6 protein-coding genes are annotated in these 14212 nt (G+C 56.2%); all 6 read left to right on the top strand.

Annotation, left to right across the window (positions count from 1 at the left end; translation table 11 throughout):
* Positions 1-286: 286 nt before the first annotated feature.
* Complete coding sequence (locus AC0YNV_RS12010) at positions 287-3364, top strand: hypothetical protein (protein WP_475768298.1); 3078 nt, start codon at positions 287-289, stop codon at positions 3362-3364.
* A 50-nt stretch (positions 3365-3414) separates the two neighbouring features.
* Complete coding sequence (locus tag AC0YNV_RS12005) at positions 3415-7464, top strand: fibronectin type III domain-containing protein (RefSeq protein ID WP_475768297.1); 4050 nt, start codon at positions 3415-3417, stop codon at positions 7462-7464.
* A 78-nt stretch (positions 7465-7542) separates the two neighbouring features.
* On the top strand, positions 7543-9618 hold the full coding sequence (locus AC0YNV_RS12000; RefSeq protein WP_475768296.1) for an S-layer homology domain-containing protein: 2076 nt from the start codon (positions 7543-7545) through the stop codon (positions 9616-9618).
* Positions 9619-10025: 407 nt separating this feature from the next.
* Entirely contained in the window at positions 10026-11429 is a 1404-nt protein-coding gene (locus AC0YNV_RS11995) for an ABC transporter substrate-binding protein (protein WP_475768295.1), read from the top strand.
* A gap of 28 nt (positions 11430-11457) precedes the next feature.
* Positions 11458-12789, top strand: coding sequence for an LLM class flavin-dependent oxidoreductase (locus AC0YNV_RS11990; RefSeq protein ID WP_475768294.1), 1332 nt, complete (start codon positions 11458-11460; stop codon positions 12787-12789).
* A complete protein-coding gene (locus AC0YNV_RS11985; protein ID WP_475768293.1) occupies positions 12786-14126 on the top strand; it encodes an LLM class flavin-dependent oxidoreductase in 1341 nt (446 codons plus the stop codon). The genes AC0YNV_RS11990 and AC0YNV_RS11985 overlap by 4 nt, the downstream gene beginning before the upstream one ends.
* Positions 14127-14212 lie beyond the last annotated feature (86 nt).

Genomic DNA, 14212 nt, shown 5'->3' with positions numbered 1-14212 from the left:
TTTGACGGAAATATTGACCGATTGGAGTCCGCTTAACAAGGCGGGCTTTTTGTTTTGCGGTTATATCTTCAGCATTGCGGGCGGAATGATCTTGCATGAAAAAACGGGAGACAGAATTCGCACGGGGCCAATACCATTTTCGCTACCTGATGGATCTCATAATTGATTATGATGGTTTCGCTGATACGAAATGTATACCCCGCAAGCAAAATGTGAAGGGGGGATGCCCGGAACAGTTGAACCGGAAAGGAACCGCCCAAATTATAACAATGAAGGAGATGCGCATGTGAAAAGGAATAGAAGGACATCGCTCATCTTGACCCTGGTGCTGTCCATGCTGGCAACTTCGGGCATTTTCTCAGGGGGAACCCGCCAGGCTGAAGCCGCCGGATTTGCCGAACGGGTTGCCATTGAGGATGTTGGCATCGACGCGGAAGGCGTCATTCACGGCAAGCTGGTCAATAAAACGGCCGGACCGCTTCAAGGAACGTTGATTGCCGCACTCTATAATGAACAGAATACGATCGACAGCTCCGACATTCAGCAGATATCGTTCACCGCTGCTGGCGAAGCTTCTGCATTCAGTGCACAGTTCGATCAACCGATCGTTCCAAAAAAACATACAATCAAGCTGTTCGTATGGGATAGCCTGACAAGCAAGAAGCCGCTGTCCAACGTCATGGAGGTCAGTCCGTACGGACTGACGGAGACCACGGAAAGCAAAATCAATCCGTATGCGTTTTATGTCGGCCGGGTAGCACGGACGTATTCGGAGTCGGAAAACAAGGCGCTCACCGCCGACCTGGACACGTACATCGACACAACCAACAAGCGGATCAAAAGCGTTACGGATGAACTGGATTGGGATTACGGGCAAGGCGTCATCCGCCTGAATACACCGAAAAGCCAGGGGGCTACGGGCATTTTGAATGCCGTAAGCAGCGTTGAGCTCGATAATGTCGTCATCGAGTCCGGCAATGCTTTTGGCACTGTCATGGTCATCTCGCTGGACGATCTGCCGATCGCCTCATCGAAGAAGCTGCTGATCCAGGCGGTGACGGAAGACAAATCGTACGGCTTCGAGTCGGAGACGGTGACGGAAGACGGCGTGGCGAAGCAGAAAATCGTTTCACTCGGCGAAGGGCCGATGAACGTCCGCGATATCGACGCTTCCGTATTGCTCAAAGGTATGACAGACATTAACAGGATTTACGCGCTGGACCCGAACGGCTATGTGAAGGAGGAGGTTCAGGGCACGGCTGCTGCAGGCGGTTTTCAAATTCCGCTCAGGCCCGATGCGCTGTATACTCTCGTCGAGCGCGAAGGGCTGACAGACCCCTACGTACCAGGCACACAGCCTGAGGAAGATCCCGTCTACGTATGGTGGGAGGGGGAGGACGCGGTGGAAACGAACTTCCCTGCAACCGCGGACTTCTCGGCGGATACGTTCCCTCAGACCCGTCATCTGCTGTCCGGCAGCGACTGGCTGGCGATCTCGAACGTAGCGGTAGACCCGGATAATCCGCCGTTTGCCAATTATGAAGTTGAAGTACCCGAAGACGCGGCTTATACGTTTTTTGTCCGCAAATTCTGGCTGCACGGTCCTTTCGACTACCGATGGGACGGCGGGGAGTGGAAATCCATCGGCCGTGATATCACGCTTCTGGATTCTGTCAGTTTCCGGCAATTCACAGAGGCGAACTGGATATCCGCCGGCAGCGAAACATTGACGAAAGGCAAGCATTTGCTTGAAATCAAGCTCCAGCAGGAAGCGGAGAATTCCAACGCCGCGTTCGACAGCTTCATTCTGTCCAAACAGCCGTTTATGCCAAGCGGCCTGCTGCGTCCAGGCGAGAAGCTGAACCGCGCGGAAGAAGGATTCTGGGCATTCGAGCCGGATATCGATCCGTTCAACGACAATGCTGCGCTTGATCTGCGTTACTTGAACGAAGATACGGCAGGCCAATCCGGTTATGTCCAGCGGCAAAAAGACAAGCTGCTGCTTGGCGACGGTCAGGAAGCCCGTTTCTGGGCCGTTAATGCGGGAGCGGAAACGATCAATCTGGAAAAAGGCGACGTTGATTATTTTGCCAAGCAGCTGGCGAAGCGCGGCGTCAATATGGTGCGGATACACGGCATGATATTTGATGAGAACGGCGAAATTACCGACAAAGCGCTTGACCGCTATCAATATTTTGTACACGCGATGAAGCAGGAAGGCATCTATGTCAACCTGAGCTATTACTTCGTGCTTTGGTGGGATATGACCAAAGCCGAGGCCTTTAAACAGCCTGGCGACGAGTTTTTCGATTGGAACAAGCAGCCGTTCGGTCTTCTGTTCTTTGATAAAACGCAGCAGGAGCTGTACAAAAAAGGAGTCCGGAAGCTTCTGCTGACGCCGAATCCCTATGAGAACGGGCTTCCGCTCGGCAAGGATCCGGCGGTTGCGATCATCGAGACCCAGAACGAGGACAGCTATTTCTTCTTTACCTTCTCGGACTGGAAGTTCCCCGACAATATCAGGCGCGAGCTGTCCAAAATGTTCGGCGGTTGGCTGAAGGACGAATATGGCAGCCTGGATGCCGCTTATGACGCCTGGGGACCGCTCAGCAAGGTCTGGAATGACGAGCCGGAGAATGGATTGATGGAGGTTGAAGGCGCTTCCAATCTTCCGTGGGCGACAGGAAACGGAGGAGACGATAAGCGCAGGCGGGACATTCTTCGTTTTCTCACCGAGGAACAGCGGTTGTTCTACGAGGATATGAACCGTTTCTACAAGGAAGATATCGGCACGCAAAGCATAATTACGGCCAGCAACTGGATCACGGCAGATCCGGCCAAGATGGAGGCTCTGGAACGTTATACGTATGCGGCCACCGACATGGTCGACCGGCATGCCTATACCGAGCCAAGCCATACTGCGTTCAACAATGAAAACTGGACGCTTCACGCAGGCGATACTTATATTCCAACTCCTATTGTCCAGCATCCCGACATGAACCCTGTGAAGGTTGTCCATAACGATGACCAGCCGTCGATGATTTCGGAGATTACCTGGACGAATCCGACTCCTTACGGTGCGGAAGGACCATTCATGATATCCGCCTACTCCTCGCTGCAGGGAATCGATGTACTGGATATGTTTGCGACAGGCGGACCCTCGTGGCCGACGAAATGGCAAAAATGGCCGATCATGTCACCGACGATGGCCGGCCAATTCCCGGGATTCTCGCTCATGTACCGCAGAGGAGACGTAACGGAAGCAAAGAACGTCGTATTGGAATCAAGCACGCTGGATTCCCTGCTCAATCTTCAAGGCTCGAAAATTTATGAAAGTCTGAACATCGACGATATCCGCGGATAAGACCGGAACAGGCAAACCCACCATTTCAATAAAAGAAGGGATATGTGGCGATGAAGCGATCGTTTCGAATCGCACTGGTTTATGTGACGTTAGTTGCTCTGATGTTCTCGATGTTCGGCGGAGCCGTGACTGCCGATGGGGGGACCGCAGCCGGAGCGCCGGTCCCGGGTGACGTCGTCACTGGGATACCATCCAAGGACGAAGATGTGCCGGACACCGAAGCGCCGGCAGCGCCTGCAGGTCTGCATGTGGCGGGGACGACAAGCACGAGCGTCAGCTTGTCCTGGAACGCTCCGGACGCCAATTCGGACACGGTCACGTATGCGGTTTATAATGGCGGCGCCTCCGCGGGGACGACGGGCCATACCCAATTTGTTGTGACGGGCTTGCTGCCGTCCACGTCCTATGTCTTCAGCGTCGCTGCACTCGATGCCGAAGGCCGTACCTCGCCGGCAAGCGGGGCGGTTGAAGCCGTAACGGAGGCAGATGGCTCTGCTGACAGCACCGGGGTGGAAGTCGTAACCCCGGCAGCAGCAGATACAGGGCCAGGTATCATTCTTGCGCGGGATTCCTTCGAATCCGCGGAAGGCGTGCTGCATGGAGCCGGCGGCGGCAAAGGCTGGTCGAAGGGCTGGGAGGTGCAAAACGGCAATTCCGATGAGCCGGGATACAATGTGCGCGGCGATAACCCGCTGGTGTATGACGGTTTGTATCAAACCGGCAGCTATGCAATCGGCGGCAAGGCGTACCTGACTGCGGTCCGGGGGCTGAGCCTCAGTGCCGACGGACCGTTCGCACCTTATCTGGAGAACGGCAAAATCGGGAAGCCTGGCACGGTTATTTGGATGAGCGCTCTTATGCGCAAAGACAACCTGACAGACAGCTCGCTTGCAATAGGCACGGATTGGCCGTCGACGAAGCTCGAAACGGGTTTCTTCGGAAGCGAATCCACGGACAATAATATACGTTATTGGTCCTTGAAGGTGAACGGAACCGTTTACCGCTCCGCTGTGCCTTTGGAAGTCGGGAAAGCGGCTCTGCTTGTCATGAAGCTCGAATTCGGCGCCGAGAACCGGATCAGCTTATATGTCAATCCGGCGGAACCGGGCGGGGATGCACCAGCTGCCCCGGATGTTCAGGCTGCGACGGACGCATATCTTGGATTTGGCATGATTTCAACGACGAGCGCAAGCGGAGGAACGGAAGATTATTCGATCGACGAAATCCGGATCGGCACAACGTTCGGTGCCGTCACGCCCGCTTTCTTCGACAATGAGGCCCCGTCGGCTCCGGCAGGCGTAGAGGTCGTGAAGAAAACCGATTCCGCCGTGACATTGGGCTGGGAGCCCGCGGCCGACAATGTCGGCGTCGTCGGCTATGACGTGTTTCAGGGCGGGACGCCTGCGGGAACGACCTCTAGCACGACTTTCACCGTGAAGGGCCTTGCGCGGGGGACCGGCTACACCTTCACCGTCAAAGCCAGGGACGCGGAAGGGAATGTTTCTCCGGCGAGCGCGCCTGTCGACGTAACGACAGATGCGCAGCCGGTCGACAACTCGCTCTACAATTTTGAAAATGAAGATCTGCAGGGAATGAGGCTGCTCGACGGACAAAATGCGGCGATCGCTATCGATGGCACGCACACATTTGCCGGCGAAGGGGCTGCCAAGATCACATTGTCCGGCGGAGGAACAGCACAGACAATCGGCTGGGACGTTCCGGACCCCAGAATCAAGCCCGGGAAGACCGTTTCCTTCCGCTTCTATGTTCCATCCGGACAGGATGACATTGTCATTCAGCCGATGGTGTTCGGAGCAGGCTGGGCTTATAACGGCGGCTTCTACGAAACAAAAAATCTGGAGAAAGACAAATGGATTACACTTGACGTGAAATTCGAGACCGGCGATGTTCCGAGCCCCCGGGTAGGGATCGCTTTTACCGCGAATGCTCCCGCCGTCGTCTGGATGGACAGCATAACCTTCAATGGTTACGGCGAAGCCGACACGGAAGCTCCCACTGTACCTGGCAATCTGCGTGCCACTTCCGCAACAGACAATGTGGTGTCGCTCGCTTGGACCGCATCTACGGATAACGAAGATACGACGGTCGAGTACGTCATTTACAAGGGTGATGAGGCAGCAGGAACGACAACCGGCGCAGCCTCATTCACAGTTGCAGGTCTTGACGCATCAACGCCTTATACGTTCACTGTGCGGGCGAAGGATACAGCCGGCAACCTCTCGGAGCCATCGAATGGGGTGCTGATCACGACGGATGCCGCCCACATGAAGCTGTCGGGCACCCCTTACGGATCTGCCTCGCGCGGTGACAGCGGGACCGTTTCGTTCGACAAGGCGTTTGACGGCAGCGCGGACAGCTATTTTGATGCAGCGGCTGCAAATGGAAGCTATGCCGGCCTTGATCTCGGAGAAGGGACCGCCAAGCGCGTAACAAAGCTGAAATTCCATCCGAGAAAGGACTATCCGGACCGGATGACAGGGGGCAAATTTCAAGGCTCGTTGACTCGGGACGGTGGATATACGACCATCCTCACGATCCGGGGCGTTCCGGAGGATGGCTGGAACGAAGTCAAAATCAGTGATCCGCACGCGTTCCGGTTCCTGCGCTACCTTGGACCGGACGGCAGCTCCGCCAATGTCGCCGAGCTGGAATTTTACGGCATCGAAGGCGACATCGCGGTTCCTTCGGCACCGGCATCGCTGCAGGTTGCAGGGGTAACCGAGACAACGGTCAGTTTGTCCTGGTCGCCTTCGACCGATAACGATACGGTTACCGGCTATACCGTCTACGCGGACGGAAAAGCGGCGGGCACGACGGCGGATACTTCCTTCACCGTCCGCGGCCTGGAACCGGACCGGTCTTATGTCTTTACGGTTACGGCCAAGGACAGCGTAAACAATATTTCGGCTCCGAGCAGTCCTGTCGAAGCCATGACGCCGCCGGCAACGGTTGTGCTGGAAACTACGGTTAACAATACGAACGGCAAAGTTGTAGTCCGGGGCGAAGTCTCCTCGGGGGCGAATCAGGAAGTGACCGTGGACGTGAAGGATTCTGAAGGCCGCCTTGTATTCGCCGACCAGGTGACAAGCGGCTTCGGGGGCACATTCCTGCTGACCTTCACAATTGATGGAGACGGAACGTATACGGTAACGGCAGGCGGGCTCGGGGTAGCCGAACCTTATGCTTCCGTCATTATCATCGGAGAACCGGGTGAAGACACCACGCCGCCTGCGGCGCCTGCCGGACTTGCCGCCGTATCGGCAACCGCCCGGAGCATCGCGCTTGAATGGCAGGCTGCAGCCGATAACACAGGCGTGACAGGCTATGTGATCTACCAAAACGGCGAGCAGGCCGGCATAACAGCCGATACACATGCAGCAGTCACCGGACTTGAGCCGGCTACAACCTACACCTTCACCGTAAAAGCGAAGGATGCGGCAGGCAATCTGTCCGCAGCGTCGAATGCCCTGCAGGCGACAACAGAACCTGCGCCTTCGCAAGGTCTTGTGATGGAAGTGACCCCAACCAAAGATATTGTGGAGCATGGCGAAGGTTTTGATCTGGTAATCTCCGCGATGGAGGTATCCGGGCTGTACGGATATGACTTGTCCGTAACGTTCGATCCTGAGGCGTATGAAATTGTATCGATCGCGCCGACAGCTGAATTCAAAGGGAACTCCACGCCTTATTTCAATCAGACGGTAAGCGGCGGCAGGATCCGCATCGTGTCCACGCTGCTTGGCGAGCAGGAAGGCAGAACCGGCGATGTTCCGCTGGTTGCCATCACGTTCAAAGCGAAGGATGTCCATGCGAAGAATGCCTTCACGCTGAAGAAGGGCTCGACAATTGCTGATGAGAATGATCAATTGTTAGCGCTGGGTGAAGACGTTGCGTCCTACAATGTCATTGTCTCCGCCGATGTCATCGGCAATGACGGCGTGCAGATCAACGATTTGACCATCGTAGCCAAAGCATTCGGAGATCCTGCGAAATATGATCCGAAATACGATATGAATCTGGACGGACTGATCGATATTTACGATATAGCCTACGTGGCTGACAAGTTACTCGCAAGATAGCTGGAGAACAGGGGGATCGCCAGCCGATCCCCCATTCTTTACAGGATCCGTGCAGCGAACCATCCTTGGAAGAAAGTGGTGAATTCATTGAGGAAGCTGATGAAGACAGCGGCTATTGCCGCGCTGCTCCTGTCCTTTCTGCCGCAAGCACGGCTTCATGCCGCGGAGGCCGTCAAGACGGAAATTGCGATGACCGTGGACAAGACCTCGGTTCAATCGGGCGATACATTTATCGTCACCGTCTACGCCGGGCAGGCAGTCAATCTGTTTGGTTTGCAGTATACCGTTGAATATAACGCCGATCTGGCGGAGATGAGCATGGATGACATTCGCTATTACGGCGCTTTTACCTATATGCAAAACGATTACGCCGAGCCTTCCGGCCGCAAATCGTTCCCGCTGATTAACGAGGAGCCGGCTGATGGCCTGGTTGCCTATCAGCCGATTGCCGACATTCCGTTCAAGGCCCTCGGTGAAGGGGACGTCGTGCTCAAGCTGAGCGGGATTAAAGCGGTCAACCGGCATTCGCCGCCGCAGGAAATTCAGGGCCATACGACAACGCAGCCGGTAACCGTTTCAATCGAAGCGGCGGACAGTCCAGTGGACAGCATTCCCCCTTCGGCGCCGGAAATCAGGCTAGCCGCAAAAACGTCTTCAACCGTCCGGTTGGAATGGGAGCCTGCCGCCGATAACGTCGGCGTTGCCGGCTATCTGGTTTTCCGGGACGGCCTGCTCTACAGAACGCTTCCCGGGACCGCAGCCGCAGCGGAGATTACGGAATTGTCCCCATCGACAGCGTATTCGTTTACCGTCAAGGCCAAGGATGCCGCAGGCAACGAGTCTGCTCCCAGCAATGAGCTTCGGGTGATCCTGGACCCTTCAAACGGCAGCGGCGGAGATGGTAATAGCGGTGAAGGCGGCGGAAACGGAACTGGTGAAGAAAATGGAAATGGTACTGAGACGGTACCTGGTACAGTCAACGGGGTAAATTCAAATGCCGCTGCCGCTGATCAACGATTCCAGATTGTCGATGAAACGGATCTGCAAAATGCCCTGGATGACAAAGTTACTTTGCGCCCCGGCAGCGGAATAATTGGACTGACGCTTCCTGCCGATTCGGGACTGCTCCTTGGGCAGAACAGTCTGGAGATCCTGTTCAAAGGAATAACCCTCATTATCCCGCCTGAGGTATTCACAGAATTAATCAAGGCTGCTCCAAAATCCTTCGTGACGCCGGCTGCACGCATCTCCCTTCAGGTGCAGGAGGCCGATCGCGAATTGCCGGGCATTACCGTGTCCAGCCCGGGAGCCGGTTACCGCGCTGCCGGACATCTGTACCGGCTGGAGCTCGCCCTGCTGCCTGAAACCGGGGAACCATTCATGCTTGAGCAGTTTCCCAAGCCGGTTCAGGCTTCATTCCATTATGAAGCCGGACGGATGGACAGGGAATACACCGGGGTTTACCGTTTTAACGAAGAGACGGGCAAATGGGAATATGCCGGAGGGAGGGTTAACGATGTCAATGATACTGTGACTGTGCAGCTGCAGCATTTCAGCGTTTATGGAGCGATGGAGTACCGGCCATCGTTCATAGATGTGCCGGCTGGAGCCTGGTTCGCCAAGCCTGTTGGCGTGCTCGCCTCCAAGCAAATTGTACAGGGTGTGGACGGGGATCATTTTCAGCCGGGCCGTCAGGTCACCAGAGCCGAGTTCGTCAGGATGATTGCCGGAGCCGTTCCTTTGACTTCCCTGCACAGCCCGAACGCAGCGATGGACCTGCCTTTCACCGATATTCCCGCTTCCGCCTGGTATAGAAACGCTGCTGCGGCGGCCTATGCGGCGAGGATCATCACAGGCAGCGATAAGGGACGCTTTGAGCCGGACCGGGCGATCACCCGCGAAGAGATGACGGCGATTCTCGTACGGACATCGATTTTTACATCCGGGGCAGCCTGGCAGCCGGAGAGTACATGGACAGCGGCATTCAGGGACTTCGGTGCGGTCTCCGCCTGGGCCAAACCGTATATTGCCTTCGCAGCGGATCAAGGATTAATAAAAGGAGGGACAAACGGCGCATTTTCGCCAAAAGCACTGACAACCCGCGCCGAAGCAGCCGCAGCCGTTTACAATCTTGTGCTGCAGGAAGAAGATTAAGCTCGGTCTTTAGGAAGTGTCGGCAGCCGAGCAAAGCATAATCCAAACATTGTCAATGGAAACTTGGATAATTATGGGTTGACATCTTGAAGCAATGATGTTAAATTCACTAATACCAGTTGGAATAGTTGGATTAAAATATCCACCGGAAAGCCGGAGATTGCCCCCCAGGGCGTCTCCGGTTTTTTTGACTTTATAGCATTTATAAGCTTCACATTATAAATGTCTATAAGGATGGAGGGAAGAAGCTTGCTATGCCGCCAAAGGATGGCGAGGGCCGTTTCTTCCTGGTTGAAACTTAGAACGGGGGAAAGGAGATCAAGGCAAAGGTCAGCCCACCGGGGCGCCCAGACCATGCAGGCAGGCTGCGGAATTTTAAATTTAAAAAAGACAAGGCGGAGATGGATATGAAAAAGATCCTTACGGGCGTCCAGGTTCTTATAATCCTCATTCTGCTGGCGGCCTGCTCGTCAGGCAATCAGCCGGCAGGCGGGGGCAATATTGCGGATTCAGACAAGACGGACGCAGATAAAACGGTCACTGCCGGATCAGGCGCGAAGGCAGAGCCGGCAGGAGATTTTAAGAAGCTGGGCGATGAGCCGCTTACGCTGAGCTTCGTCAGTCTGGGGGCGACATTCACGGACGTCGAATTCCAGATCATGATTGCCGATCCGATCAGGAAAAAATATCCGAATGTGACGATCGAGCGGATCAAGCCTGTGGAAGGAAGCGCCATAGAAGAGGTATTGTCCACGTACACGCCGGACATCCTCTTCAGCAGCGTGTCGCAGCGGATTGTCCGGACCGGCGCATTCGAGGATTTGCGGGAGCTGATCAAACGGCATCATTTTGATGAAAGCCGGTTGAAGCCGGTCGCGTACAACTACATCAAGGAAGTGACCAGAGGGAAGGGCGAAGAAATATTCGCATTGCCCTTCAACGTCAACCAGCATGTGCTGTATTACAACAAAGACATTTTTGACCATTTTGGAGAGCCTTACCCGACGGAGAAGCAGTTGACCTGGGACGAGGCGCTGGAGATCGGAGCGCGTCTGACGAGGACCGATAACGGCAAGCATTATATCGGTCTGACTGGCGACAACCTGACGGGCCTCGCCAAATCGCTGGCTCTGCCGTATTTGGACCGGGAAACCGGCAATGCCGCGCTGGACACGCCGGAATGGCGCCGCATTTTCGAACTGCAGAAGAAGATCTATGAAATACCGGGCTATATTGCGCAGGATAAAGTATGGGCCTGGACCCGCGATCATTTCATGAAGGACCAGACCATTGCGATGAGGGCGGCCTGGCTCGCCAATATGGTAGGTCCGCTGGAAGAACTGCGCCAGCAGGGGGTGGATTTCAACTGGGATATCGTACCGGTGCCGAACTTCGACGACCAGCTAGGCAAGACGCGCGAGGCGCAGATTCATTCCGTCTCCATCAACAGCCAGAGCAAGCACAAGGATGAGGCGTTCCAGGTGCTGGAGGAGCTGTTGTCCGACGAAGGGCAGCGTATTATTGCCCGCAACGGCCGTGTACCGGCGATCCTAAATCCCGGGCTGGAGAAGGAATATGGGCTCGATATCCCCGTTCTAGAAGGCAAGTCGGTACAGAACGTGTTCATCGGGCAGCCGCTGCAGGAGCATTACGCGCATCCTTACGAATCTGAAATCAGCGTCAGGCTGACGGAAGCGGCAGAGGATCTTGCAATCAACGGGCTGGACGTCAACTCGGCGATCCGCAAGGCGGAGGAAGCCATCAATAAGGATGTCGGGACGCTGCGGACAACATTGGGAGACTTGAAATAATAAATTGAAGGAAAGGCGGCGGGGTCCGATGAGTGAAGCGGGACGCAAGCTGAATTTGAACGCATTTTTGTATAATACCGGGCATCACGAGGCTTCGTGGCGGCTACCGGAGGCGCAGCCGGAGAAGAATCTGGATATCAGGCATTTTCGTAAAATCGCCGAAACGGCCGAGCGCGGGCTGCTGGATTCGTTGTTTCTTGCGGACGGCTATGCGGGGCGAATGAACAAGCTGGAGCCGTTCACCATGCTCTCGGCGATTGCGGCGGTCACCAAGCATATCGGGCTGATCGCCACAGTAGGCACCACATATAACGAACCGTTCCATGTGGCGAGGAAGTTTGCTTCTCTGGACCATATAAGCAAAGGGCGCGCGGGCTGGAATATCGTGACGGGGGCAGGTCCTGCGGCCCTTAACTTCAGCCGCGACGAGCATCCGGAGCATTCGGAACGCTACGCCAACGCCGAGGAATTCGTCGAGATCGTCAAGCAGCTGTGGGACAGCTGGGAGGACGACGCATTCGTGAACGACAAGGCGGCGGGAATCCACATCGACCCGTCAAAAGTGCACGATATCAACTACACCGGGCAGCGCCATTCCGTGAAAGGCCCGCTCAACATTGCCCGTCCCCCGCAGGGTTATCCCGTGCTCGTGCAGGCCGGCTCCTCCGAAACGGGGCGCGAGTTCGCGGCAAGGTATGCGGAGGTGATTTTCACCGCTCATCAGGCGCTCGGAGAAGCGCAATCCTTTTATTCGGATTTGAAGACGAGGCTGCTGAAGTACGGCCGGAGCCCGGAACAGCTGAAAATACTGCCGGGCATCAGTCCGATTCTGGCCGATACCGAAGCGGAAGCCCGCGACATCGAGAATGAGCTGTTCGAGCTGATCGACAAGAAAAATGCGATCCAGCGGTTGTCCGAGCGGTTCGGCTTCGACTTAACCCATCACCCGCTGGATCAGCCGCTGGATATTCACGAGGCCCGCACAACAGACGAGGTCAATGGCAACAAAAGCCGTCATCAGCTGGTGCTTGATCTTGTTTCCCGCGAGAACTTGACGCTGCGCCAGCTCATCAACCGGCTGGCCGGGGCGCGGGGCCACTTCACGTTCACCGGTACGTCGCTGCAGCTTGCCGATGTAATCGAGCATTGGTTCAAGAATGGCGCAGCCGACGGCTTCAACGTAATGCCGCAGGTGTACCCGAGCGGTCTGGAGCGTTTTGTCGACAAGGTCGTGCCGGAGCTGCAGAACCGGGGTTTGTTCCGCACCGCTTATGAAGGCGCGACGCTGCGGGAGAATCTCGGTCTTGCCTATCCGGCGAACACCCGCCATCAATCGGGGAAAGGGGTGCAGGCAATATGAGCGGCAAGCCGCAGCGGAACGTGCATCTGAATGTTTTTTTGCGGGCGACCGGTCATCATGCGGGAGCCTGGCGCCATCCGGATTCACATCCGGAGCTGGAGCACGATATCGAGTATTTGGCCCATCTGACACGGATTGCCGAACGCGGCAAGCTGGATTCCGTCTTTCTGGCAGACGGCTATGCCGGCCGGGGGAGCAAGCTGGAGCCTTTTACGCAGCTGTCGGCGCTGGCAGCCCTTACCGATCATATCGGATTTATCGCGACAGTGGGGACCGTCTATAACGAACCGTTCCATGTGGCGCGCCAGTTTGCTTCGCTTGACCATATCAGCGGCGGCCGGGCCGGGTGGAACATCGTGACAGGGGCGGGCTCGGCCGCCCATAATTTCAGCCGGGATGAGCATCCCGAGCATGCGCAGCGGTATGAATCGGGCGAGGAATTCGTGGAGGTCGTCAAGCAGCTGTGGGACAGCTGGGAGGACGACGCACTGGTCTTCGACAAGGCGCGCGGAGTCCAGATCGCGCCGGACCGCGTCCATGAAATCAATTTCAAGGGCCATACCTACTCCGTGAAGGGACCGATCAATATCCCGAGGCCACCGCAAGGATACCCGGTGCTGGTGCAGGCGGGTTCGTCCGAGGCGGGAAGGGAGCTTGCGGCGAAGACGGCGGAGGTCATCTTCACAGCCCAGCAAACATTCGAAGCAGGTCAGGAATTTTATGCGGACGTCAAAAGCAGGCTGGCGAAGTATGGCCGTACGGCGGATCAGCTCGTCATTCTGCCGGGCTTCGCGCCAATCGTTGCCGATACGGAGGCGGAGGCGCGGGATATTGAGCAGGAGCTGCACAGCTATGTGGATACGAAGCGCGCGTTGAACGAATTGTCGGAACGGTTCGAGGTCAACCTGAACGATTACGATTTGGATGATCCGGTGCCGGTGGATAGGGCAAAGGCAGCGGAGGCGTTCAACGGAATACGGAGCCGGCAGGAGGTGGTCATTGACGCGGCGCGGAGGGGAAATTTCACGATCCGGCAGCTGCTGCACCGCAGCAATGGCGGTCACGGGCATATCACGTTCACGGGCTCGGTGCTGCAGGCGGCCGATTTCATCGAGCAGTGGTTCCGGAACTATGCGGCGGACGGCTTCAATGTGCTGCCGCAGCTATTCCCGACCGGTCTAGAGACCTTCGTCGACAAGGTCGTGCCGGAGCTGCAGAACCGGGGCTTGTTCCGCACGGAATATGAGGGGACAACGCTGCGGGAAAATCTTGGCCTGGCTCGTCCGGCCAACACGCGGCATCATTCGTCTGCGGCGGCGGATAGACCCACCGGTTAATACTCCTTGGATGCTGCGTATGAAGGTGGATTGCGCGTTTCACCTGATTGAGGAGCGATAGGCAGGATCAGTATAAATGCGGCGGC

It is taken from the genome of Paenibacillus sp. JT31N11, assembly GCF_056269285.1.
This window is presented reverse-complemented; position numbering and strand designations above follow the sequence as displayed.